Genomic DNA, 23288 nt, shown 5'->3' with positions numbered 1-23288 from the left:
CTCCCCTATGGCTGCCGGCGCAGCTTCGGCGCCCGTGGGTCCGGCACCGGTGCGCCGCCCCTGCCTCGGGGCGCGGAGCGTGGTGGGGGCGTCGGATCGGCTCATCAGCGGCCTCCGCCGTCGATCGGGTTGCGGGCGATGTACTGCCTGGCGATGACGTTGCGCTGGATCTCGTTGGTGCCCTCACCCACGATCATCAGCGGGGCGTCACGGAAATAGCGCTCGACGTCGAACTCGGTGGAGTAGCCGTGACCGCCGTGGATCCGGATCGCGTTGAGGGTGACCTCCATACAGACCTCGGACGCGAAGAGCTTGGCCATGCCCGCCTCCATGTCGGCACGCTCGCCGGCGTCCACCCGGGCGGCAGCGTCCAGGGTGAGCAGGCGCGCCGCCCGCAGTTTGGTGGCACCGTCGGCGAGATAGTTGCCGATCGACTGGTGCTCCCAGATCGGACGGCCGAAGGCCTCCCGCTCCTGTGCATAGCGGGTGGCGTCGTTGAGCGCCGCCTGGGCGACACCAAGCGCCCTGGATGCCACCTGGATCCGGCCGATCTCCAGTCCGCGCATCATCTGCGGGAAGCCGCTGCCGGCCACGCCGCCGAGGACGGCGGACTCAGGGACCTGCACCTGGTCGAAGACCACTTCACAACTCTCGACACCTTTGTAGCCGAGCTTGGGCAGGTCTCGGGAGACTTCGTAACCGGCACCCTTCTCCACCAGAAGGATGGAGAAGCCCTGCCCTGTTCGGGTTCGGTGCGGGTGAGCAGCGCGATCAGTCCGGCCCGGCGTGAGTTGGTGATCCAGGTCTTCGAGCCGTTGACGGTCCATGTGCCGTCCGCGAGTACCGCCTTGGTCCGCATGGCCTTCAGGTCGGAGCCACCGCCCGGCTCGGTCAGCGCCATGGTGGCACGCAAGGCGCCGGTGGCCATCGCGGACAGATACGTCGCCCTCTGCTCGGGCGTGCCGAAGGTGCGGATCAGATAGGCCACCACGGAGTGCCCGCCCATCGCACCGGCCAGCGACATCCAGCCGCGCGCCAGCTCCTGGGCGACCAGGGCGAAGCAGGCGGTGGAAACATCAACGCCGCCGTACTCGGCGGGCACGAGCAGGCCGAACACCCCGAGCCGCTTCATCTGCTCGATGAGCTCCTCGGGGTAGGTGTCGGAGTGCTCCAACTGCCGAACCACGGGGAGCACCTCGTTGTCGACGAAGTCGGCGACCACTTCCACGATGGCGCGCTCCTCCTCCGTTAGCCGGGCGGTCGACGGGACCTCGGTCATCCCCATGATTACGTCACGTCCTTGTCGAGCGTCTTGCGGAGGATCGGCTTGGCGTCCTCCACCTTCTCAGGGGATGACTCCCGCCGGACCGGTCGGGCTCCGCAACGGGCAGGTTCCTCCTGGTCCTGCTGCCCGGAAAGTCCCTGCGACACGGCGCCGAGGGCTCGCAGACAGTCCTCCGTCTGCGAGCCCTCGGACCGCGACTGGTGGTTCGACGGACGTTCAGCTCGCCCGAGCGGAGATGCCGCCATCCACATCGGCCGCCGTGTTCCGGGTCACGTGCGTGGATTCAAAGGTGCCGGTTCCGCCGAGCATGGCCACGCCACCGCCGGGGCCAGCGGTGGCGGTGTTTCCGGTCACCCAAACGGTCAGCCCGGGAGCACCGTCTCCGTCACGTCGAGCCGGGTGGACGGCAACACGGCCAGTAGCGCCGGCGGTGCCATTGGGCTGAGTGACCTGGAACAGCCGGAAATGCGGTGTGCCGGGGGCGGTGGAAGACTCGATGACGGTATGATGCGCCGTCAGTTCCCTTGGCCTGCCCGGATGACGGCCAGGTCGACACCGACCTGAGGCCTCGTCACAGAGTCACCGCGGCGTGGCGCACAAGGCCGGTGCGCTTGACTCCGGTGAGGATGGGGGTCACCTCTATTGCGGAAACACCGGTCAACGCCCCTACCGTGCCGGTCAGGAAGGTGTACAACGCGCTGAGATCGGTGGCGGCCACCGCCACCAGCAGACTGCTGGAGCCCGTTGTGGCCGCCGTGAAACGTACTTGAGGATGCTGACTGAGGATCTGCCCCGTCTCTTCCCATGCCCCCGGATCCACCGTGATCCACAGCAGTGCCTCGGCGTGCACCCCCAGCAGTGCCAGGTCCACTTCGGTGGCCAGCCTGACGACATGCGCCTCCACCAGGGCGTGCAGGCGCCGTTGTACGGCTCTCGGGGTCCTGCCGGTGCGGTGCGCGAGCTCTCCATAGGTCATACGGGCGTCCTCGACCAGTGCGTCGATGAGCGGCTTGTCCTCCGGGAGTGGAGACAGCGCCTCGGGGGGCCGGGTCAAGTCAGGCCACAGCACCTGGGACTCCTCCTCGCTCAGAAGTCCCGCGCTCCACGCGAATCCCGCGGGGAAGACCTTCAGCAGGTCGTAGGCCGTCCAGGACTGCACTGCCGCGGTCGCCGGCAGGTCGCGGAGGAGCAGGTTGTTGCGTGCATCGGGTCCGTCGAGGAAGGCCACGATGCAGATCTCGTCTCCCCCACCGAGGATGTCGACCCAGACGGTGTCGGAACGCCGGGCGAGGGCGGCGGCGATCGCGGTGATCCGGTCGGGGCGACAGCGGATGCGCAGGACAGTCGGGACCAGGTGGGGAAAGAGAGCGGGATTGCGTACGGCGGTGGCCCGCAGGGTGCGATCCTGGTACAGCGGGGCGGCACGCCGTACGACCGTGCGCTCGGACACGCCCAGCACCGCCGCGACGCTCCGCCAGGACGCACGGGGTGACGCCATCAGCACGGCCGTGATCCGCCGATCCGCCGTGTCGAGACGGCGGCGAGCTTTCTGCATGGAGGGCCTTCAGCGTCCTCTCTCTTCTTGGCGGAGGCCTGTGCGGTATCCGTAGAGTGACGGTTCCTGTCGCCGGTCGAGGCGGCCCGCACGGTCATCGGCCGCCCGAGCGAGTGGCCCGCAATCGGCCGCCGGCGACAGAGCCGTTGGCCGGCCACCGGTGGCCGAGTCGGCGCCTTGCTATCCGGACGTCCCCGCGCCGAGTCCCGGCATGACCTCCGACGCCAGCCGCTCGAGGTGTTCGGCCTGCGCGAACAGCGGTGTGAACAGGATGAGTTGCGCACCCGCGGCGATGACCTCGCGCAGTTGGAGAGCGCATTCCGCGGGAGTCCCCGCGATCGCCGCGGCCTCCACCTCGGGCGACTTCCTCATATAGAGCGCGGCCAGCTCGGCGTTGATCCGCTCGCGGGCCGACCGGGCGTCGTCGTCCACCGCGATGTAGACGCGCTTGGCGATCGCGAAGTCGTCCACCGGCCTGCCGGACTCGGCCAGAGCCTCCCGCACGATCTGTACCTGGTCGGCGAACTTCGCGGTCGAGACCTGTCCGGCGCCGAAGAAGCCGCTGAACAGTCCCGGGCTCATCACGGCCCGGCGCAGTGCGGTGCGCCCGCTACCTCCGAACCACATGGGTGGGTTGGGCTTCTGGAACGGCTTCGGCTCCATGGCGGCGTCCGTCAGTTGCCAGAACTCGCCTCGGTAGTCGGTCTTGGAGTCGCGCCAGAGCCGGGTCATGACGTCGAGGCCCTCATAGAAGCGGGCGACGTAGCGCTCCGGATCGACGCCGAAGGCCCCGAACGGGCGTTGCTTGCCACCCGTGCCGAAGCCGACCTCGATCCTGCCGCGGCTGAGCTGGTCCAGCGAGCTGATGCTCTTCGCCAGGTGGACCGGACTGTGCAGGGTGGACACGAAGACCACGCATCCAAGACGTAGGCGCTCCGTGCACGCGGCGGCGTAGGTCATGGTCTCGATCGGTCCGAGCTGCGGCTTGGAACCGAGCATCTGCTCCTGCGTCCAGGCGCTGTCGAAGCCCGACTGCTCCACACGCGTGAGGTAGGCGCGGAACGCGGCCGGATCGAACGCGCCGTCTGCGGAGAACTGCGGAATGGAGATCGCGAATCGCACCCGCACATCCTAGGGAGCGTCGCCTGCCGGGCACCGGGTGCCGCGCCGCTCGCCCCTTCCGCCTTGTCAGCCGGGCAGCCGGGGCTCGTCGACGAAGGACAGGTGCGGTCCCGTCCGCCGAGGGCCCAGCATCCGAACGCGAAGAACAAGAAGCTCTCCGCCAGGAGCATCTTTGCAGGGTCCTCGTCGAGGACCTGCTCACCCAGCCGGTCCTCACGGTCGCGGATAGCGACACCGGCTCGCTCTGACACTTCATGCCGAGACCTCGTCCCCTATGGGGCATGCGCGTGCAGCCCCGCCCCGGGCGAACGCGTCAGTCATGCCGCAACATGCCGGTCCCGCCATGATGGGACACAGTGGAACACCTGGAGGTGCAGTCCGCCCATGGGCACGCGCACGGCGGGCGATCACCGTTGAGCACCTCCGTGAGAGCGACGGGGCGGTACCGGATGGTGATCCACGTCCTTGTGGCCGACGACAGTGAGATCGTGCGCCGCGGCATCGGTGACGTGCTCGAGTCCGCGGACGACGTACACGTGGTCGCCCAGGCGTGGGACGGTCGGAGCGCTGTTGACGCGGCCAGGCAGTTCAGCCCCGACGTCGCCCTGCTCGACATCCGTATGCCCGGCATGGACGGGCTGGCCGCGACGCGTGAGATCCGCGCTCTCCCGGTGCCGCCTCGCGTGATCATCCTGACGATGTTCGGCGAGGACGAGCACGTCGACACGGCGGTACAGGCGGGTGCCAGCGGCTTCCTGCTGAAGGACACGCCCCCAGAGGACCTGCTGCGGGCCGTTCGTCAGGTCGCGGCGGGCAAGGGCGCGCTCGACCCGGCCGTCACGGGACGGGTCATGGAGCAGCTCGCCGAGCACGGAGTCCGCCTCACCGAAGCCGAGCAGTCCGCCCTCGCGAAGCTGACCGAACGCGAGGTCGACGTACTGCGGCTCATCGGCCGGGGACTTTCCAACGCGGACATCGGCGCCGCCCTCCATGTCAGCGAGGGCACCGTCAAAGGCCAGGTCAGCAGGCTGCTGGCGAAGATCGGCGCCGAGAACCGCGTACAAGCGGCGCGGCTGGCGTACCGGGCGGGGTTGGAGCGCTGACCTCCGAGGCCACCGGCACCGCCCCACAGCGTCCCCGGCGATCCGCGGAGGGTCTCGGCGTGCCATCGGCGACCAGGACCTGATCCACTGTAGGGGTGGCGTCCGGCGTCTTCTCCGCGTCGTTCTGGTCGCCGCGGCGGGTGGACGCAGCCCTGGTGATCGCCGCGACCACGCTCGGCGTGGGCAACAGCTGGATCAAGCCCTCGAACGGTCTGCTGCTGACCGGGGCGCCGCTGCCCCTGACCGCCACGGTCTCCGGTGCGGTGGGGCTGCTGCTGTGGTGGCGGCGACGGCATCCGTTCGCCGTCGGCTGTCTGGTCGTACTCTGCCATCTGCTCTGCTTCACCCCCACGGCGCTGGCCATCGCCTTGTACACGGTGGGGACCGCCTACCGCCGGCAGGCACGGGTGCTCGCCTTCTTCGTGATCGTCGCGAGCGGAGCCGACATCGGGACCCTGTGGTCGGGTGCGGCGTGGGACCCACGGGAAGCGGGATACACCCTCGCCCTGGCCATCGGTCCCCTGGCCGTGGGCGGAGCGGTCGGTCTGCGCCGGGACCTCACCACCGCCGCCCGGGCCCAGCTGGCCACCCTGGAACGCGAGCAGGAGCTGCTCGTCCAGCGCACTCGTGTCGAGGAGCGGTCGCGCATCGCCCGGGACATGCACGACGTCGTCGCGCACCGGGTCGGTCATATTGTGCTGACAGCCGGTGCCCTGCGCGTCGGAGCCGCAGCACACGAACCCAAGATCGCCGATGCCGCCGAACTGATACGCCGCGAAGGGCGTCACGCGCTGGAGGAACTCCGCGAGATCCTCGGCATCCTCACCCCCGGCCGCCGCGCCCCGCGAGCTCCGCGACCCGACGCCGACGAACTGTCGGGCCTGGTGGAGCGGTGCCGACGTACCGGGCAGCTGATCTCCCTGTGCGTGGAGGGGTTTCCCGAGGCGCTGCCCACCGTCGTACAGCAGGCCCTCTATCGCACGCTTCAGGAGGCGCTCACCAACGCCGCCAAGCACGCTCCCGGCGCGTCCGTGGACGTCGATCTGCACTGTCGGGTGGACGGTGTGCACCTGACGGTCTCCAACGGTCCGGCCACCCGGTCACCTGACGACGATCTGCCGAGCGGCGGCCACGGCCTTGTGGGTCTGCGCGAACGCGCTGCCCTGCTCGGCGGGCACATCGACGCCGCCCCGAGCGCCGACGGCTTCCGTGTGGCGCTCCACCTGCCCTCCCGTCCGTCGACCGAATGACACAGGGACGGGCCCACGCTCCGATCGTTGCCATGCCGCACAGGGCAGCCACTGCCATGTGCCCATGCCGACGACGGTCTCACGCGGGAACGGATGCCCAGTCACACGTGGCCTCGAGCTGGAACCACACCCACTTCCCCCGGCCACCGACCGGGGAGACGCCCCAGGACGAGGCCAGCATGTCCATGAGGTCCAGACCGCGACCGTTCTCCAGGCACACGTCCGACTCGGCCGCCTCGGCCTGCCGCAGGTGCGTCACCCGGGCGCCGGGTCCCATCCGAGGGTCGGTGTCGAAGACCGCGCCGACGATCGTCCCGCCTGCCTTGCGCGTGACCGCCACGGTGATGTCGGCACCGTCCGAGTGGAGCACCGCGTTCGACACCGCCTCGGACACCAGCAGTGCGGCGGTGTCAGCGATCGTGCAGCCGGTCGGGGTGAGGCGGGCGAGGACTCGGCGTGCCTGGGAGGGCGCATGACGATCGCGGCGAAGCCTGGCGACCAAGCGGTGGCGACTCATCGAAGGGCCTCCAAGAGGATGCGCACGCGGGCCGACGGCTCGGTCCCGGACTACCTCCACAGTGGCCTTGCCGGAAGCGCGGGAACGATCTCTTTCTTCCGATTCGAGGATGGCCGAAGACACACGGCGACGTAACTTTCGTCGCGGTTGCGGCCCCGCTCCCTCCTCTCGGCGGACCGGGAGTCCGTGGGCTCTCGGCCCCCGCGTATGTCCGTCCACAGCGAGGCCACGGGCGGATTTGGCGGCTCCCCGCTGCTCGCCCGGGAGCCGATCCGTGCGACGTCCTCGGCGGAACACGGGCCAGAGTCTTCGTCCCGTCCCTTGGTTGAAATCCCTGATACGGCACAATCGACGCATAGAATCTCAAAGCCGGACAGATTCATGGGACGTGATCGCGGCGTACTTCGGGAGGCATCATGAGCCAGCAGCCGGTCCTTCTGCCCTACGCCGACCCGGACTTCCTCACCGACCCGTTCCCGTTCTACCGGCAGTTGCGCGACGAGGGTCCGGTGCGGCGCGCCGTCATCGCAGGCGGCCTGGAGGCCTGGCTGGTCACACGGTACGAGGACGCTCTCGCCGCCCTGTCCGACCCGCGGCTGAGCAGCGACATCCGCGACGCCTCGGACCCCCGGCTGATGCAGCAACTGCCTTCGACGGAGCGCGAGTCCTTTCTGAGCACCATGCTCCGCGCCGACCCACCGGACCACACCCGCCTGCGCCGCCTGGTGTCGAAGGCGTTCACCGCTCGTCGGGTCGCCGAACTGCGCCCCCGCGTTCAAGTGATCAGCGACCGTCTGCTCGACGCGGTCGTACCGACGGGCCGCGCGGACCTCATCACGGACTTCGCCCTGCCCCTGCCGGTCACCGTCATCAGTGAACTGCTCGGAGTCCCCTCGACCGACCGGCACGAATTCCAGCGCTGGACCGACGAGATGATCCGCCGGGGCTCGGAACCGCCGGATCCGGCCGTCGTGGACGGCGCCTGGCGGCACATGCGCTCGTACCTCACCGGGCTGCTGCAGGCCAAACGGGACCGGCCGGCGGACGACCTGCTCAGCGCGTTGATCGTCGCCCGGGACGCGGAACAGCGACTGGACGAGGACGAACTCGTCGCCATGACCTTCCTGTTGCTGGTGGCCGGATACATCACCACCGTGAACCTGATCGGCGGCGGCATCTCCGCGCTGCTGGCTCATCCCGACCAACTGCGATCGCTGAGGGATGATCCTGCGCTGCTGCCGGACGCGATCGAGGAATTCCTCCGCTACGACGGGCCGGTCAACCCCGGGATCGCCCGGTTCGCACGCGAGGATGTCGAGATCGCGGGCGTGACGATCCCTCGCGGCGCCACGGTGGTCGTCGCCTCCGCCATCGCGGACCGCGATCCGGAGCGGTTCGCGGACCCCGATCATCTGGACATCACCCGCCGGGACAACGCCCATCTCGCCTTCGGGCACGGCATCCACTACTGCCTGGGGGCACCGCTGGCCCGCCTGGAGGGCCAAGTCGCCATCGGGACCGTCCTACGACGTCTTCCCGACCTCGCCCTGGCCGTGCCGCCGGGCGAACTCCGGTGGAGACCGAGCGGCCTGCGCGGCCCCGAACACCTCCCGGTCACTTTCACCCCCGACCGGCTTCCCGTGGACTCCTCCGCGTGACCCCTGCTGACGTCGCAACTCCGCTGGGGGCCCTGGCAGTGACGCGTCTGTCGGACCGACCGGGCCGTGCGGTCCGCGGATCCGCCGCGCAGAGCAGGCAGCGGAGAAGTACCCGGACGTGCCGCGTGACAAGTGCCGACGGCGTACATCAACTTACCCGCGAACACGCGCGCTCCGGCCCCACCACCCGCCTGGGAGGCGGCAGTTCCAGTCCAGAAAGACGGCCGCGCGGGTCACGTCAACAGGACGGGGCGCCGACCCGCACGGTCGGTGTCGTCACGCGTGCCGGTGAGGTGTGACGACGGGGAACTCGGACTCCGTGCCGGCGACGAGGTTGAAGTAGTTGGTCAGGATGTTCAGTGCGAGATTGCCGACCACCTCGGCCATCTCGGCGTCTGTTACTCCGGCGGCCCGAGCGCTCTGGATCGTGCTCTCGTCCACGGCGCCGCGCCCTCGGGCGATCGCGCCGGAGAGAGCGAGCAGCGCGGCCGCGTGCGGGTCGGCCGACTGCTCGTGACGGGCACGCTCGATCTCCTCACTGTCCAGCTTGGCGACGTTCTTGCCCAGGTAGGTGTGGGCGGACAGGCAATAACTACAGCGGTTGTACTCGGCGGATGCCAGCGCGAGTCGTTCGCGCACCGGCGCAGGCAGCACGCCATCGGCAAGCGCGGCAGACAGTGCTATCCACCCCTTGAGCAAGGCCGGGCTGTTGGCCATCGCCTTCGCCATGTTCGGAACGGCACCGATGTTCTTCTTGAGCTCGGCGAGCAGGGTTGCCGCCTCACCAGTGGCTTCGGAAGGGCGGATCTGGAACAGCGTGGACATAACGATCTCCTTGGAGGATTCGGCGCATGACTAATGACTGGAAGCGTTTCTACCATTAGGACTGTGCCATGCCGCTGCTCATCGGTCAAATGGATGGAGTGAGACTTTTCCATTAGTCGCAGAGTTATCCTGGGGGTATGAGCAATGAGGGTGTGATCACGAGGGCGCCGCTGCTGGGCGAACCACTGCCGGTCGAGCTGATGAACACCGTCACCGCCGACCACGGCCGTACCCACGACGCCCTCGACAGCGAGTCCGGCGCCGCCGCCTGGCTGCGTGCCGTCGCCGACCGGCTGGCCACCGACAGCGCGATCACCGCCGAGCAGCTGGACGAGGACGCGGTGCGCGCGGTCGCCGGCCCCCTGCGCGCACTGCGCGACGCACTACGACGGCTCGCGGCGGAGACGACCGAGGACCCACGCCCTCCCGCCACCGCACCCGGCCTGGCCCGCCCGGAAGCGATCGGCACCCTCAACCGCCTCGCGCAGACCTGGCCCGAGCTGGTCTGGCCCACCGACGGGCACCCCACACGGACCTACCGAGGACCCGGCACCGCCGCCGACCACGCCGTCCAGCTCCTCGCCCACCAGGCCGTCCAGCTCTTCGCCGGCCCCGACCGCGACCGGCTGCGCCCCTGCCTGGCACCCAACTGCCTGCTCTTCTTCGTCAAGAACCACGCACGCAGGCAAATGGTGCTCACCCACCTGCGGCAACCGCATGCGCGTCGCCCGGCACCACCGCCGCCACCACACGCCTGAGGCCACAGACCAGCCTCAACGCATACGAATCCAAACTCCCTGTGGGCCAGGGGAGTTGAGCCACCCAGGGGTGCCGTGCACGCAAGCAAGCCGGACGGCGCCGGACGAGCCTCGCGACGGCATCACCTGTCGGCCGTGCCGTAACGTACAGATCCCTGATCCTCCCTACGCGACTTGACCAGCGTGTCCGGATGTCCCAACGGGACACCCGGCTCAACGACGTCAGCAGTCGCCCGCCCGGTCGGCTACGGGCCTTCGAAGTCTCGACGGGAGACAGGAAGCGCGCTGCGGCAGCCACTTCTTCCGGCGGAAGACAGAAGCGAGCCGACTCGCGATTCACCGGTCGGGATCGGGCCGTCCCAGCTCGTAGGGGGCGAGAACGTCGGCGATCGTACGGTTCCGCGGTGCGGGGACGCCGAGTTCGCGGCCGAGATCGACGACACTGCCGCTGAGCCAGGGCACTTCGAGGCGGTTGCCCTGCATCAGGTCGTGGTACATCGAGGAGGTCATCCCGGGCGGCAGGGTGTCACAGAACTCCAGCCGCTCGTCGGCGAACCGCGGGTCGAGATGCACTCCGGCGGCGCGGCCCACGTTCACGGCCTCCGCCATCACGTCGTGCAGGAGTTCCCGGGAGTGGGCGTCGGAACGGATGACGCCGATGGGCTGACGCACGGCAGCGGTGGTCGCCGAGAGCCCCACCAGGAACACGAACTTCTCCCAGATGACCCGTTCGATGTCGGCGCTGAGTTCCGCATCGATTCCGGAGGAGACACACGCCTCCAGGAAGTCCTCGGCCCGCTGGGTGTCGGCGTCGTCGTAAGCACCGAAGACGACCTTCTGCATCTCCCCGCGGTGGGAGACCACGCCCGGTTCCTCGATGACGGCCGAGATGTAACAGACTCCTCCCCACACGTTCTGCGCGGGCAGATGCTGCCGCAGTACCGAGTCCTTGCGGACACCGTTCTGCAGGGAGATCACACGGGTCCCCTCGTCCACGACGGCACTCAGTTGAGCGGCGACATCCTCGCTGTCCCACAGCTTCACGGCGACGAGCACCACGTCGACGGGGTCCAGTTCGGCAATGGTCGCCACCACCGAGGTCGCCGGGACCTTCAGGTCACCCAGCGGACTGCGTACCAGCAGTCCATGTTCCCGAATGGCCTCCAGATGCCGGCCACGGGCGACAAAGGTGACCTCGTGCCCCCCTGCGGCGAGCCGGGCACCGAAGTAGCCTCCGACACCGCCCGCTCCCACGACGGCTATGCGCATGACGTTTTCCTTTCCCATGCGGGATCTGGGTGTGATTCACGCCGGACACTCGGCGTACCGGCAGGACCTTCGGTTCCGCGCCGGACGGACCGGCCACGCCCCGTAGAGGGGCCACCGCCGGAATCCGGACCGCGGACCAGCGCTGTGGCCGGGATCAGCGCGGCGACAACGCAGGCGGCGCAGATCAGGAGTACGGCCGGTGGCACCCAGTGCCCGACCGCGGTCACGAGGTAGGGGGCCGCGAACCCCAGATAGCTCAGACAGTAGAAGACAGCCGCAGCACCGGCGAGTTCGTGCGGCGCGGCCAGCGCCTCCACGCGGCTCAGTCCTGCCACCATCAGCATGCCGTAACACGCGCCGAGGGTGATCGCCGCCGGGATGAGGACAACCGGATCGTGCAGCCGGACGGTCACGGCGCCGAGGAGGAACCCCGCAGTCCCCGCCGCCAGGCCCCAGTGGCGGATCGCGTGACGGCTGCGCTTCGACATCCGTCTGGCCAGCGGTTGCACGGCGGCACCGCTGGCCAGCGTCAGACCGGCGAGACCGCCGCTGGCAGCGACGCTGGGGCCGTGCGGTGGTACCAGAGCGGGCAGCACAGCGAAACTGGTGGTGGCGGCCCCGAACACCAGCGGAGCCGTCGGTGCGACCTGGAAACGGAACCCCCTGTGTCCGAAGATCGCGCTAAGCCCACCCAGTCCCGCTTCGTCATGGCGCGCTTCCGATGTGATGCCGGTGGGAGCGTTCCACACCAATGGGGCCACGCAGGCCGTCAGGCCGATGTGGACCAGGTAGGGCACCACTTCCGGTGCCGACAGCCATTGAGCGAGCGCCCCCGCCACCAGCGGGCCGCCCCCGAACCCCACCGAGAGGGCCATCGCGGCGCGGCGCGCCCCGGCGCCGGGAGAGTCGCCGTCCGACAGTTCCTTGACCCAGGCCGTACCCGGCGCGAACGCGGCGCCCGAGGCGACGCCGGCGAGCAGCCTTCCGAGCACAAGGGCCCACATCCGCTCGCCTCCGACCACAAGGATCAGTGACGCGACGGCGGACAGAGCGAGGACCGCCCGCATCGTTCTTACCTGCCCGCAGCGGCGAGCGATGGGGACAGCCAGTAGCAGCGCCGGGATGAGACCGAGCGCGTACGCCCCGAACGCCATGGTCACCGCGGACTCCGAGACCGCTCCACCGCGCCGGTAGACCAGGAGGAGAGGGGAGAACTGGTTGGCTCCCCAACCCACGACGAACATCGCGAGGGCGACGCGCATCCATGGTTTCATGTCTCGCCCCTTAGTAACCCCATACAGGGTTACTATAACGGAGTGACCGAAGGAACACACGACGGCCGCCGCACGCGGATCACGGCACGGCAGCGTGAACTGCGCTTCGACGCCGGATCGCTTTCGCTGAACCTCATCGCGACGGTCGGTCGCCGCCCGACCACACCGATCGAGCGCATGGGCGACATCGAACGGCTCACGGCCTGGTTTGCGGGGGTGGGGCTCGCTGTGCGCCCGGAGGAGGATCCGGGGAGTGTGCTCGCCGCCCTCCACGAACTGCGGGCTTGCGCGTACGAAGTCACAGCCGGGTACCTACGTGGCCAAGCTCCCCGAAGCGAATCGGTGCGGCTCCTGAACCGGCTGGCCCAGGTGAATCCGCCCGTCCCTCACCTGGAAGTGGGAGCCGACGGGCTTCCCGCCGCGGCGACCGACACCGCCCTTTCGGCCCCGGCCCTGCTCTCCACGATCGCGCGGGATCTCATCACGCTGCTCTCGGATCCTGCGCGAAGGCAGAACCTGCGCGCGTGCGACGCCGAGATCTGCCGGATGATCTACCTCGACACCGGTCAGGGAAAACCCCGAAAGTGGTGCTCGATGCAGCGCTGCGGCAACATCACCAAAGCGGCGCGACACCGACGGCTGCGCGAGGCGGCAGTCGAAGCATGACCATTGCGAATTGAGCGCTCACCAAATGCCCCGCACCATACTCTGGCAGTGGATCCTGCCGGAATCGCGCAGCGCGGCACTCGGAATGCGCTCGCCGTCCGGGCTCCCGCCGTGGCGTGGCGGCCCAGGCTGCGCTCGGGATGGTGAAGTGCGAATGGGACGACGAGCCGATGACAGCCGATCAGTTGGTGGCCGCAAACGCCCACCGGCGTCGGAAGTCCGGTAGAGGCGACGGTCGCCCTCATCATGAACGCCCGCTGTGCGACCCGACCTAATCGCGACCGGTGAAGCGCGCCCTCCAGAGGTCGCGGAGCAGCGCGATCTCGGCCATGTGGTGGATGAATTCGAGGTTGGCCCCCCACAGCACGGCGATGAAAGGTTCGTCCGGGTCGGAGCCGTACGGATACTGCGAGAAGCCGATCGTGTCGAGCTGCTCCTCGGTCACGGTGGCGATGCTCTCACGCCAGCGGTCCATCACCGTCCAGAACCGCTCCACGGCCAAGCCGGCGTCGGGGGTGAAGTCGACCAACCCCTTCGGCTCCTGCCGTCGTTCACCGAACGCCCACTCCCATCCGCCCGCGAAACAGAAGTGCAGGTGCCCCAGCCGCCATGCGATGGTGGTCACGGGTGACTCGTCCGGCTCCGGCGGGCCTACGTGCCCAAGGATCTGCTCCACCCGCTCGACACTCACACTCCAGTCGCCGGCGATCTTGACGACCGACATCCCATCGGCAGCCTGGCGGGCGACCTCGGCGTACTCGCTCGCCGGGATATCCGGGGCACCTTGATCGAGGAGCCAGTCGCCCGGTCCGAACGCCCTGGGCGTCGTCGCCTCGCCTCGGCGGCGGATCGACCAGCAACCGGGTACCGGCTCCCACCGATACTCCTCGTCGCTGAGCCCGGTAAGCCGTACCTGCGCCTTCTCCCTGACGGAGTCGAACTGGTCGAGCAACACGCCCAAACGATCGGTCCGCACGCCCTCGGTCTCCATGACCGGCCCCCTTCGTGGTCACGTACCTCGCCCCGCTCAGGCGGAGGCTAACGGTTGCGCCTCACGGGGCGCGACCGATTTCCGGGCTCAACCCGGCCTGCCCAGCCCGGCGTCGGAAGGGCTCAAGGCTTGTTGCAGGGCACTTCACAAGCCGCCGGCCTTCGCCTCGTGACCTCGTTCCTGGACAAGCCACTGGTTCCCGTCGGGATCCGTGAAGTCGAAGAAACTGGCATAGTCGCGACGCTCGGGATCGATCCCGGCCTCGAAGCCGCCACGCCAATCGGGGAGTCGGGACTTGTGCCGGATCCCACTCGCACGCACCCCACGTGCCACCAGCGCGTCCCGGGCAACTTCGATGTCGGTCACGACGAGGTAGGTTCCCCGGGTGCTGCCGGGCTCGGCTACGGTGAGGCCCACGCCGAACTGGACCGAGACGCCTGACCCCGGCGGGGTGAGTTGCACCACCCGGAAATCGTCGTCGGGCGCGTAGTCCACATCGAGGTGAAACCCGACCTGCTTTGTGTAGAACGTCAGGGCTCGGTCGACGTCCAAAACGGCCAACGTGACGACTTCGAGGGAAAGTTTCATTCCTCCAGTGTTGACGAACCACGCGTCCATGAGGAAACCGGGAATCATGCATTTTCTGGATAGCACGGTGAGAATGTGCGCATGCGGCACGCGGATCCGAGCGCTGTGTTCGTCGCTTGTGTCGATTGACGGCGTAGTTTCACGCACCAAGGGTCCGCATGGCTGTCCTCGACTGCCTGAGCTGTCCCGCCAACCGCTGTTTGCCATCTGCCAGAAAGGCTCCGACACCCTGTTCACATCAGCCGATGCACGATCATTCCGGTCCTAAAGGTTCTCCCCGCGGAAATCCCAGCCACAGCAGGCTACTTGCTCGATCACGTGCCCAGGAACCAGCTCATAGTCTCGTAAGGGATGAAGCGCTCGTCGTGGCTATGGACTTGGAATCTGGCTCCAGTTGTGGGTCCTCATCGGGTCTCACTGCCGCCAAAGGATCAGGGGTGCAACTCCGCCACCCGGCCTCGGCCGGAAGCATCCAGGACTACGGCGATCATCTCCAGGCCGCCGAAGTCGAACCAGACTGTTACGTTCAGCGCCGCGTCAACTTCGAAGCACTCAAGGAAGAGGCGGTCTGCCAGAGGTGACTCGTCCAGGGCCCCATAGTGATCACGCCACGGCTTCGGCCCGTGCGATACCGCGTAGGACCTGATTTCCGACAGGACGATCAGGGCGGCTTCAAGCCTTGCCGTCACGGCCGTGAGGCGTCCGTCGAGATCCGGCCCAGGCTCGACCTCGCCCCACATCAAAATCACCTCGGCATCCGCCCCGCCGTTGAGGCGAGGCGCCCGAACGGCGGGATCGAGGGAGATCTGGGCCAACAGTGCATCATCACCCTGCTTCCACAGGGGTCCGAGCCACTCATGATGAAGGAGTGGCTGTCGTCCAGTCGTCACGCAGCGATCATGACCCAGGACAAGGGCCCGAGGCCAGAGGGTGCACCTGCGCCTTGGCCCCAGCCCCCCCAACAACGTCGTGAGTCCACCCTCATCTGCATCGAGCAGCGTAGGAAGCGATGCCTTGAAAGTCGTCTCATTTGGTGATGCGGCAGTTGCAGATGCATGCTGCGGCGACGCCGATGAACCCGAGCAAGTGATCGGCAATGATTCGGGCCGGTGGAACCATTTCAACCAAGACACAGCCCTGGGTATTCAGGTACGAGTCTTGCGGCGATCTCCATGCCGACACGCTCAAAGACCAGCTGCCATGTCATGCCATTGTGCGGGTGGAGCCATCCTGTTCGATGTAGCGCCGGAATCCCTGTGCCAGAGCCATGAAGCCGCACGACTCGTAGAAGGTATGGACGTACTCGTCGTCGGCCGCCAGCAACTGAACCTTGTAGCAGCCAGCCGATTCACCCAGCCCCACAGCTGCCTCCATCAATCGGCGTCCGATGCCATGTCGCTGCAAGGAGCCGGTAACAACCACGTTCTCCACGAACAGAATGGCCCGGCCGCCACGGGTAAGGTTCGGCAGGACTATGCAGTCCGCGGTTCCGATCACAACACCGTCCGCCTCGGCCACCAGGACAGTCCGTCCCTCCTGCGCGAACACTGCCGCCAATATGCCTTCGGCCGACCCCTGGGGAAGCGGCGCATCTTCGGGGTTCAACTCGCCGTAAAGAGCCAGCAGCGATGACAGGTCCTGGTCGGCAGCCGGCCGCACAGTGATCTCCATGCGGCAGAGCTTAGAGGGAAATCAGCAGCTCCCGAGCGCTCCAATCAAGAAGGTAGCAGCCCGAGCAACCGGCTACGTCGCTGCGCGGACCCACTCCCAGCCTCGCACTCCCACCGCGTCGGACCACTCGCGTACCCCATCACCAGCCCACCGGTTCAAGCAATGGCCTGCGGAAGCACCCGCTCGCAGGCGGCCGAGGGCTCACGCGGCGCGGGGCGTCGTCACGGCGGGGTTGTACGGCGAGTAGCTCAACAGGTCGCCGTGGAGCGGGATTTCACCGCTGCGGATCCAGCGCGGTGTGAACCGTACGCGCCGGCCGGTCCGGCCTTCGTCCGCCGAGGGGTCGAGCCACTCGACCCGTGCCACACCCGAGAGTTGCAGCGTGCGCCCCGTGGCGAAGTCGATGAACAGCAAAGCCGCAGCGGGATCGACGGCGATATTGCCCAGGCTGTTGAACATGTTGTTTCCCGCGTAGTCGGGCCACCAGATCTCCCCGCCCTCGACCCTCACGAACCCCGGCCTGCCGCCCTTGTGTGAGGCATCGGCACCTCGCGTGGGATGGGTCGTGCCGAGGAAGAAGGTATCGGCGTTGCGGATCAGTTCCATGTGGTCCTGACGAAGCGACCCTGCGTCTGACGTGTCCCGCGGGTACCCGGCGTCGGCCCCGTGACCGGGCGCCCGTGTCACCGAGAGGTCACGCTGCTGGATGTAGGAAGGGCAATTTCCGAAGGCCTGGTCAGCAATGATGGTCAGCGTGTCCGCCGAGCCGTCGGTCAGTTCTCCGTTGACACGGATCCTGCGGCGGATGCCGAAATCGATCGCAAGCAGTCCGACGTGCTGAGGGACGGGCGCGTCGTGCAGCGGGTCACTCGCGGGCGGCGAAGTGTGCACGGTCACGTTGGCTCCGTCGGCGACAAGAAACCCCGGCTCCCCGTGGACCGGCGAGGTCCACAGCGTGCCGTCATGATCTCGACCGGTGAGGACGGCGAAGGAGCGCGCCGCGAGTACTGCGCCCAGCCCTCCGCCGGGGCGCGGGGGCTGGAGCATGCCCTGGAGCCGGTCAGCCTCGTCGACCACTCCGGCCAGGCGCTGGATGGTCCGTTCGCCCTCGTGAAAGCCTGCAGTGCTCATCGGCGTTCCTGTCGATCGCTCATGTCGGATGAGGGATTGGAGAGGGTACGGTCACGCGTCCGCGGACCGCTCCCGGTGACTGCGTTCGTAGTGACGGGCGACGCGCGCCCGGTTGCCGCAGAGGTTGCCGGTACACCACTTGCGCCGCTTGTTCTCGGCCAGGAAGAGCATGGAGCACGCCGGGTTGGCACAACGCCGCAATGTGCTCAACCGCTGCGGGTCGGCCAAGAGCGTGATCGCTTCCCCTGCGATGGCGGCCAGTGCAACGTTCCCGCCGAGCTCCGTGTGCCAACGGCGTTCGCCCTGGAGCCCTTTGGGTGTCATGACCAGTCGTGGGCTCGTCGGTGCGCCGGCGGCTGCGGCGTTCAGGTCCTCCAGAGCGGTCGAGTGGGCTTCCCTGCCTTCGAGCTGGGCGTCCAGAAGGTTCCTGACGGCCGTCCGCAGTCGGCGAAGGGCCGAGGGGGCGGGCATGGGTCCGGCAGGCAGCCCGGATGCCTCGAGTTGCCACCACTTCTCCGCCGCCTCTGCGGAGGCGATGAGGTCCTCGGCGGGCCGCACGGCCGTCATCACCGTGTCGGCCAGGTCCACCGCAACCAGCGGCTCGCCCCCCATGGGGAATCCCGCCCTCTGCATCTCCTCGACGCTGGCCCTAACACTCATGTGCCCACTATACCCATTAGCCACTTCGATGGAAGGACCCTCGCAGGGCTGATGCTCCTCGTATATCCGACTCTCATCGCCGCCCCGCCACCCAGTCTCTATAACGCCTGATCGACCGCTCCGAGCATTAGAAGCCCTCCTCCGCACATCACAAGGTCAGCAGCAGGCCACCTCGTCGGTCCGCACCGTCCCAGATCGGTTCCCCCGGCGCCGGGCCGGACGACCGTCCCCCCTGAATCGATCGGAGCTCTCGACACATGGAGGACTGCGGCACTGCACAGGCGGCCCGGCGGTCCGGACCGACCCGGCCACCGAGGCACCGAGGCACCGAGGCACCGAGGCACCGAGGCACCGAACGCCAAGTACTGCCCGCCGATACCCTCCGACGCCCTCTGTCCGTGGTGGTCACAGACAGGGCCGCCGAGGACCGTCCACGCAGCGGGAGGACTGCTCAGACGGAAGCGATCGGACCCGGCAGACCACGCCGTCGCAAGTCGCGCAGAAACAGCGAGACCAGCGCATCGGAGGGTGCGGCCGCGACGGCGACCACTCCGCGGTACACACGCGGCTCCAGTGGGCGTACCACGCCCGCGGGCTGCGCGGTCAGCGCCGACGTGGGGACGATGGAGACACCCATGCCCGCCCCCGCCAACTGCGCCGCAGTGCGCGGGCTGCGGGTCCGCAGGACGGGCATGAGGGACACCTGGTGCGCGGAGACGAACTGATCGAGCCAGGCGGCGTTGCCGTTGTCCAGCGTGTAGTGCACAAACGGCTCGTCGATGAGCTCCTTGACCGCGACGGACGCCATCCCGGCGAATCGGTGCTCGCTCGAGGCGACGACGACCATTTCCTCGTCCCCGAGGTGCTCCACATGAGCCGTGGTGCCGCTGGGTTCCGGCCCGACGACCAGGTCCGCCTCGCCCGCCATGAGCAGTTCAACCATCCTGTCGCTGCTGGTGAACTCCATGAGTTCCAGCTGCACATCGGGCCGGTCCGAACGCCATCGTCTCAGGACGGGAACGAGAAGCCACACCGTCATCGTCTCCGCGCACGCCAACCGCAACCGGCCCGCACCTCCGGCGGCCACATCCCGCCCGGCCTGCACGGCCCTCTCGGCCACCCGCAGCGCCACGCGCGCCTCCGCCGCCGCGGCCAGGCCGGCCGCGGTGACCCGCACCCCTCGGGACAGGCGTTCGACAACGGGCGTGCCGAGTTCCCGTTCGAGGGAAGCGATCTGGTGGGAGAGGGCGGGCTGTGACATGTGCAGCGCTGCCGCCGCCTTCGTCACGGATCCCGTTTCGACGAGTGCCACCAGGCACTCCAACGCTCGCAAAGTTGCCATTCGCAGAATCTAAGCCAGACCAATAAAAGATTCATGACTCGAAAGCCACTGAACGTCGAGCGTAACACTATGACAGGTTTCCGCAAACCGACGAAATCCGACAGGAGAGGTTGGAATCCGTACGCTCGATCAGAGAGCCGCCCTCCCTGCGAGGGACGACCCCCGCGCATACGCCGACGCCCTCCACAGTTACGACCTCAATGTCCGACGGTCGCGCTGTCCAGTCCTGAAGCCACTACCGACACCCGGACTCGAGAAGAATCCAGGAAAGGGCCGTTGCAACCGGGATCTGCGTCGCCATCGAGGTTTCCGTAACGGAACTCAGGAGGCGCCGGATCCGAATTCTGCAATTGCCTCGAAGAAATACAGCGACTGCTGGACGACGTCCTCGCGGGAGGTGCGGAGAATTCCGTCGGCCCAGTTCAGAAGTATCTGGTTCACACCACCGACGACAGCCATCGCCATCGCGGTGGTGTCAATGCGCGGATCGTGCCGGTCCGCAAGGAGCAGGGACTCGACCTGGTCGGCGATGCGCCGCAATCCCCGTCGGCGTTCCCTTGCCGCCAGGGGGCCGGCCGAGAGGGACTCGATCAGTTTGACACGCCCTTTCCGCGGATCATCGGTCACTGCGTGGGTCAGCACATCGAGCATGCGACGTGCTCGGTCGCGGCGGGTTGCACCTTCGTCCAGAGCCCTCTGGCATCTCGCGGCCTCATCCTCCTGGATTTCCCTGAGGACCGCGGCCATCAGTGCGTCGAGGGACGAGAAGCTCTCCGTGAAATACCTCTCCTGCACGCCACTGTGACGAAGAACCGAACGGATCGACGTATGGGGATATCCCTGCGTGGCGAAAAGCTCGAGGGCGGAATCCATGATGCGTCGACGCCGTGCCGACTGGCGCTCTCCGGCGGTGAGTCCGCCATACGTTCTCATCTCGGTAGACCTCTCGGCCTTCATATCGCTGAGCGGCTGCGCGTGCTGTCGCGTCAACGTCCATTATTGCCGTGCTGGGCGCGTCCACATGTGCCCGTGGGTACGTTCGGACCGAGGTCCGATGAGTGTCGTACGAGCCTGGGGCCATCTGAGGGCACGTGCCCTCAGATAGGTGTAACGTGGGTCACACTCAAGTGCAGAGCCCTACGAGTTGCCACCCTGCGGGACCCAGCCGTCCGCGGATGGCTCAGGGGATGAGCGCCGTATCGCCCGGTACGCGGGCCCGAACCGCTCATGGACCCCAAAGCCATTGACCCACCTCCAGCCGACCACGGGGCGATCAGCCCGGTTCGGACGCAGCTGAGAGAAGACCGTGTCATGCATGCCAATCGCTTGTTCATCGGGGGGCAGTGGGCCGCTCCGTCCGGCCACGACACCATCACCGCCTTGTCCGCCAGTACGGGTGAATACCTGGGTTCGGTGCCGGCCGCGGTGGAAGAGGACGTCGACCGGGCCGTCCGGGCCGCCCGCCTCGCGTTCGACTCCCCTGCCGGATGGCCTACCTGGGAACCCCACGAGCGCGCCGCTGTCATGGTGAAGTTCGCCGACGAGCTGGACGCCCGGAGCAAGGCGATGTCGAGCACCGTCAGCGCCCAGAACGGCATGCCCATCACCACCGCCGAAGCCTTCGAGGGCACGGTCCCGGCCGTGCTGCTGCGCTATTACGCGGGCCTGGTGTCGAACGCGTCGCGTGAAGAGCGCCGTGTGGGTCTGCCCCGTGGCAGCACGCTCGTCCGCCGGGAACCCGTCGGGGTGGTGGCTGCCATCATGACCTGGAACTTCCCCCAGACCATCGGTTTCTTCAAGCTGGCCCCCGCTCTTGCGGCAGGCTGCACACTCGTACTCAAGCCGGCACCGGAGACGGTGCTCGACTCCGCGCTGCTGGCCGAAGCGGTGGAGGCTGCGGGTTTCCCGGATGGTGTGATCAATATCGTGCCCGGCGGAAGCGATCTCGGCGCCTATCTGGTCTCCCATCCGGGCGTCGACAAGGTGTCGTTCACCGGATCGACGTCGGCGGGCCGTCAGGTCGCGGCCGCCTGCGCTCTCCTGCTGAGGCCGGTGACCCTGGAACTGGGGGGCAAGTCGGCCGCGGTCATCCTGGACGATGCGGATCTGACCGCGCGAGCAGAAGAGGTCTTCATGGCCAGCCTTCTGAACAACGGGCAGACCTGCTACGCCAGTACGAGGATTCTCGCCCCCACCAGCCGGTACTCGGAGGTGGTCGAGTTCTACACCGCGCTGGCTCAGGGAGCCGTCGTGGGCGACGCACTCGACCGTGCCACACAGATCGGCCCACTCGTCAGCGCCAGGCAGCGCAAACGAGTGGAGGGCTACATCAGGCAGGGACTGGTGGAGGGCGCCAGGATGGTCACGGGAGGTGGCCGCCCCGCCGGGCTCGAGTCGGGTTGGTTCGTGGAGCCGACCGTCTTCGCGGACGTGGACGCCTCGTCGACCATCGCGCGGGAAGAGATCTTCGGCCCCGTCCTTTCGATCATGCCCTACGGCAGCGAGGACGAGGCCGTGCACCTCGCCAACGACTCTGCGTACGGCCTCGCCGGCACCGTCTGGACCACCGATCTCGACCACGGCGTCCGCGTCGCCGGCCGCATCCGTACCGGCACCGTGGGACTCAACGGCTATCTGCCGGACCTCACTTCCCCCTATGGGGGCATGAAGGCCAGTGGCCTCGGACGAGAGCTGGGGCCCGAAGGACTGCAGGCGTACGAGGAGTCTCAGTCGATCTACCAGACCTGACCTGCCGTCCGGCCGGGCCCGGGCCGGCACCCGCCCCGGTTCGCCACGCCCGCTCGCATCGGGCCTTGCAGGCACCGCGGCGGACTTCACCCGCGCCGACCGCCCGGCCTCCGGAGGCTCCACGGCACTCGGCGGACACCTACCTCTGTTTGCCACTACGGCACTTCTGGGCCGCGGGCCATGGTGACGGGACCGGTGTCGGAGGCGAGGCCGAACGCCGTCGCCTGGAGCAGTCGGGTCAGCCGGGGTTCGAAGTCGAGCGCTACGTGACCCCAGCGCGGATGTTGGGCGTAGAGCTCGGCGAGGGTGGGCGTGGGGTGCGAGAGCTGCCAGAGATTCGCCGTCAGCGCCAGCGCCACGGTGATGACGCCCTGCACCTGAGCGCTGGTCATGGTGCTCGCGGCGGTCAGTACGTCGACGATGGCGTCGTAGGCGGCGAAGGAGTTGGTCTTGAACCGGCGGGCCCGCTCGATGTCGACGTCCCCCTCGAGGCTGAGCGGGACATGAGTCAGCAGGTCGCAGAAGAGCGGTTGTGAGGCAAGGGTGCCTGCCACCGCGGCCGCCGTCTGCTCCGGGGTGAGGTCGCGGGCCCCGGCGAGGTGGGACGTGAGGGCGTCGCGCCACTCGCCCCAGCCGCGTTCGGCCAGCTCCAGCAGCAGTTCCTCCTTGCTTTCGAAGTAGCGCCGCACGGCGGAGGGGTGCAGTCCGGCGGCCTCTGTGACGGCGGCCAGGGTGATGTGGCGGACGCCGCCCCGATCGGCGGCCAGGCCGCGGGTGGCTTCGAGGAGGTCTTCGGTACGGCGGAGTTTGGCCTCGGGCGATCGGGCTCGGCGATGCATGTCTCCACATTAACGCAACCCGAGTGCGTTACATGG

21 protein-coding genes and 1 pseudogene are annotated in these 23288 nt (G+C 68.0%); 6 read left to right on the top strand and 16 right to left on the bottom strand.

What is annotated here, in order from left to right; genetic code table 11:
• Positions 1–104: 104 nt before the first annotated feature.
• The 3 genes and pseudogenes from RCR19_RS37930 to RCR19_RS37920 all read right to left on the bottom strand — a co-directional run bounded on the left by RCR19_RS37930 (position 105) and on the right by RCR19_RS37920 (position 3962).
• Positions 105–1279: pseudogene (locus RCR19_RS37930) on the bottom strand (acyl-CoA dehydrogenase family protein).
• A 577-nt stretch (positions 1280–1856) separates the two neighbouring features.
• Complete coding sequence (locus RCR19_RS37925; protein WP_331269278.1) at positions 1857–2840, bottom strand: Lrp/AsnC family transcriptional regulator; 984 nt, start codon at positions 2838–2840, stop codon at positions 1857–1859.
• 180 nt (positions 2841–3020) lie between these two features.
• Positions 3021–3962 carry an LLM class flavin-dependent oxidoreductase gene (locus RCR19_RS37920; RefSeq protein ID WP_331269277.1) on the bottom strand — a complete coding sequence of 314 codons (942 nt, stop codon included), beginning with the start codon at positions 3960–3962 and terminating at the stop codon, positions 3021–3023.
• 449 nt (positions 3963–4411) lie between these two features.
• On the opposite strand from RCR19_RS37920, the gene RCR19_RS37915 reads away from it, so the two are divergent.
• Both RCR19_RS37915 and RCR19_RS37910 read left to right on the top strand, forming a co-directional pair.
• Positions 4412–5065, top strand: a complete 654-nt coding sequence (locus RCR19_RS37915) for a response regulator transcription factor (protein WP_331269276.1) — start codon at positions 4412–4414, stop codon at positions 5063–5065.
• Between the two features lie 95 nt (positions 5066–5160).
• Positions 5161–6315 carry a histidine kinase gene (locus tag RCR19_RS37910; protein WP_331269275.1) on the top strand — a complete coding sequence of 385 codons (1155 nt, stop codon included), beginning with the start codon at positions 5161–5163 and terminating at the stop codon, positions 6313–6315.
• 79 nt (positions 6316–6394) lie between these two features.
• On the opposite strand, the gene RCR19_RS37905 is transcribed toward RCR19_RS37910, so the two are convergent.
• Positions 6395–6832, bottom strand: a complete 438-nt coding sequence (locus RCR19_RS37905) for an ATP-binding protein (RefSeq protein WP_331269274.1) — start codon at positions 6830–6832, stop codon at positions 6395–6397.
• 416 nt (positions 6833–7248) lie between these two features.
• Here RCR19_RS37905 and RCR19_RS37900 point away from each other — a divergent pair, with 416 nt between their 5' ends.
• Positions 7249–8490, top strand: a complete 1242-nt coding sequence (locus RCR19_RS37900) for a cytochrome P450 (protein ID WP_331269273.1) — start codon at positions 7249–7251, stop codon at positions 8488–8490.
• A gap of 276 nt (positions 8491–8766) precedes the next feature.
• On the opposite strand, the gene RCR19_RS37895 is transcribed toward RCR19_RS37900, so the two are convergent.
• Entirely contained in the window at positions 8767–9315 is a 549-nt protein-coding gene (locus RCR19_RS37895) for a carboxymuconolactone decarboxylase family protein (RefSeq protein WP_331269272.1), read from the bottom strand.
• Positions 9316–9452: 137 nt separating this feature from the next.
• Between RCR19_RS37895 and RCR19_RS37890 the strand changes: the two genes are divergently transcribed.
• Positions 9453–10073 carry an ABATE domain-containing protein gene (locus RCR19_RS37890; protein WP_331269271.1) on the top strand — a complete coding sequence of 207 codons (621 nt, stop codon included), beginning with the start codon at positions 9453–9455 and terminating at the stop codon, positions 10071–10073.
• A 336-nt stretch (positions 10074–10409) separates the two neighbouring features.
• Here RCR19_RS37890 and RCR19_RS37885 read toward each other — a convergent pair whose 3' ends face one another.
• Positions 10410–11342: a 2-dehydropantoate 2-reductase gene (locus tag RCR19_RS37885; protein WP_331269270.1), complete on the bottom strand. Its 933-nt coding sequence runs from the start codon at positions 11340–11342 to the stop codon at positions 10410–10412.
• The gene (locus RCR19_RS37880) at positions 11333–12616 is read right to left on the bottom strand and encodes an MFS transporter (RefSeq protein ID WP_331269269.1); all 1284 of its coding nucleotides are present in this window, start codon (positions 12614–12616) and stop codon (positions 11333–11335) included. Before RCR19_RS37880 ends, RCR19_RS37885 begins: the two co-directional genes overlap by 10 nt.
• 42 nt (positions 12617–12658) lie before the next feature.
• On the opposite strand from RCR19_RS37880, the gene RCR19_RS37875 reads away from it, so the two are divergent.
• Positions 12659–13282, top strand: coding sequence for a CGNR zinc finger domain-containing protein (locus RCR19_RS37875; RefSeq protein WP_331269268.1), 624 nt, complete (start codon positions 12659–12661; stop codon positions 13280–13282).
• A gap of 271 nt (positions 13283–13553) precedes the next feature.
• On the opposite strand, the gene RCR19_RS37870 is transcribed toward RCR19_RS37875, so the two are convergent.
• From RCR19_RS37870 to RCR19_RS37835, 8 genes are all read right to left on the bottom strand, one after another.
• Positions 13554–14273 carry a DinB family protein gene (locus tag RCR19_RS37870; protein ID WP_331269267.1) on the bottom strand — a complete coding sequence of 240 codons (720 nt, stop codon included), beginning with the start codon at positions 14271–14273 and terminating at the stop codon, positions 13554–13556.
• A 144-nt stretch (positions 14274–14417) separates the two neighbouring features.
• Positions 14418–14861: a VOC family protein gene (locus RCR19_RS37865; RefSeq protein WP_331269266.1), complete on the bottom strand. Its 444-nt coding sequence runs from the start codon at positions 14859–14861 to the stop codon at positions 14418–14420.
• Positions 14862–15292: 431 nt separating this feature from the next.
• Positions 15293–15676: a hypothetical protein gene (locus RCR19_RS37860; protein WP_331269265.1), complete on the bottom strand. Its 384-nt coding sequence runs from the start codon at positions 15674–15676 to the stop codon at positions 15293–15295.
• Between the two features lie 388 nt (positions 15677–16064).
• On the bottom strand, positions 16065–16532 hold the full coding sequence (locus RCR19_RS37855) for a GNAT family N-acetyltransferase (protein ID WP_331269264.1): 468 nt from the start codon (positions 16530–16532) through the stop codon (positions 16065–16067).
• A gap of 201 nt (positions 16533–16733) precedes the next feature.
• On the bottom strand, positions 16734–17663 hold the full coding sequence (locus RCR19_RS37850) for a pyridoxamine 5'-phosphate oxidase family protein (RefSeq protein WP_331269263.1): 930 nt from the start codon (positions 17661–17663) through the stop codon (positions 16734–16736).
• Positions 17664–17714: 51 nt separating this feature from the next.
• Positions 17715–18323, bottom strand: coding sequence for an ABATE domain-containing protein (locus RCR19_RS37845; protein ID WP_331269262.1), 609 nt, complete (start codon positions 18321–18323; stop codon positions 17715–17717).
• A 451-nt stretch (positions 18324–18774) separates the two neighbouring features.
• Positions 18775–19665 carry a LysR family transcriptional regulator gene (locus RCR19_RS37840; RefSeq protein ID WP_331269261.1) on the bottom strand — a complete coding sequence of 297 codons (891 nt, stop codon included), beginning with the start codon at positions 19663–19665 and terminating at the stop codon, positions 18775–18777.
• Positions 19666–19986: 321 nt separating this feature from the next.
• Positions 19987–20538 carry a TetR/AcrR family transcriptional regulator gene (locus RCR19_RS37835; RefSeq protein WP_331269260.1) on the bottom strand — a complete coding sequence of 184 codons (552 nt, stop codon included), beginning with the start codon at positions 20536–20538 and terminating at the stop codon, positions 19987–19989.
• Positions 20539–20976: 438 nt separating this feature from the next.
• Here RCR19_RS37835 and RCR19_RS37830 point away from each other — a divergent pair, with 438 nt between their 5' ends.
• Positions 20977–22413 (top strand): aldehyde dehydrogenase, encoded by a 1437-nt coding sequence (locus RCR19_RS37830; RefSeq protein ID WP_331269259.1) that lies wholly within the window; start codon positions 20977–20979, stop codon positions 22411–22413.
• 155 nt (positions 22414–22568) lie between these two features.
• On the opposite strand, the gene RCR19_RS37825 is transcribed toward RCR19_RS37830, so the two are convergent.
• Positions 22569–23252 carry a TetR family transcriptional regulator gene (locus RCR19_RS37825; RefSeq protein WP_331269258.1) on the bottom strand — a complete coding sequence of 228 codons (684 nt, stop codon included), beginning with the start codon at positions 23250–23252 and terminating at the stop codon, positions 22569–22571.
• Positions 23253–23288 lie beyond the last annotated feature (36 nt).

The sequence above is a fragment of the Streptomyces sp. WAC07094 genome (genome assembly GCF_036320405.1).
GTDB lineage: Bacteria > Actinomycetota > Actinomycetes > Streptomycetales > Streptomycetaceae > Streptomyces > Streptomyces lannensis.
The sequence above is the reverse complement of the archived record's forward strand: the minus strand, read 5'-3'. Positions and strand labels throughout refer to the sequence as shown.

Coding starts and splice junctions, on each gene's coding strand:
- RCR19_RS37925 (WP_331269278.1), bottom strand. CDS start 2,840: ATGCAGAAAGCTCGCCGCCGTCTCGACACGGCGGATCGGCGGATCACG.
- RCR19_RS37915 (WP_331269276.1), top strand. CDS start 4,412: ATGGTGATCCACGTCCTTGTGGCCGACGACAGTGAGATCGTGCGCCGC.
- RCR19_RS37905 (WP_331269274.1), bottom strand. CDS start 6,832: ATGAGTCGCCACCGCTTGGTCGCCAGGCTTCGCCGCGATCGTCATGCG.
- RCR19_RS37900 (WP_331269273.1), top strand. CDS start 7,249: ATGAGCCAGCAGCCGGTCCTTCTGCCCTACGCCGACCCGGACTTCCTC.
- RCR19_RS37895 (WP_331269272.1), bottom strand. CDS start 9,315: ATGTCCACGCTGTTCCAGATCCGCCCTTCCGAAGCCACTGGTGAGGCG.
- RCR19_RS37890 (WP_331269271.1), top strand. CDS start 9,453: ATGAGCAATGAGGGTGTGATCACGAGGGCGCCGCTGCTGGGCGAACCA.
- RCR19_RS37885 (WP_331269270.1), bottom strand. CDS start 11,342: ATGCGCATAGCCGTCGTGGGAGCGGGCGGTGTCGGAGGCTACTTCGGT.
- RCR19_RS37880 (WP_331269269.1), bottom strand. CDS start 12,616: ATGAAACCATGGATGCGCGTCGCCCTCGCGATGTTCGTCGTGGGTTGG.
- RCR19_RS37870 (WP_331269267.1), bottom strand. CDS start 14,273: ATGGAGACCGAGGGCGTGCGGACCGATCGTTTGGGCGTGTTGCTCGAC.
- RCR19_RS37865 (WP_331269266.1), bottom strand. CDS start 14,861: ATGAAACTTTCCCTCGAAGTCGTCACGTTGGCCGTTTTGGACGTCGAC.
- RCR19_RS37855 (WP_331269264.1), bottom strand. CDS start 16,532: ATGGAGATCACTGTGCGGCCGGCTGCCGACCAGGACCTGTCATCGCTG.
- RCR19_RS37850 (WP_331269263.1), bottom strand. CDS start 17,663: ATGAGCACTGCAGGCTTTCACGAGGGCGAACGGACCATCCAGCGCCTG.
- RCR19_RS37845 (WP_331269262.1), bottom strand. CDS start 18,323: ATGAGTGTTAGGGCCAGCGTCGAGGAGATGCAGAGGGCGGGATTCCCC.
- RCR19_RS37840 (WP_331269261.1), bottom strand. CDS start 19,665: ATGGCAACTTTGCGAGCGTTGGAGTGCCTGGTGGCACTCGTCGAAACG.
- RCR19_RS37835 (WP_331269260.1), bottom strand. CDS start 20,538: ATGGATTCCGCCCTCGAGCTTTTCGCCACGCAGGGATATCCCCATACG.
- RCR19_RS37830 (WP_331269259.1), top strand. CDS start 20,977: ATGCATGCCAATCGCTTGTTCATCGGGGGGCAGTGGGCCGCTCCGTCC.
- RCR19_RS37825 (WP_331269258.1), bottom strand. CDS start 23,252: ATGCATCGCCGAGCCCGATCGCCCGAGGCCAAACTCCGCCGTACCGAA.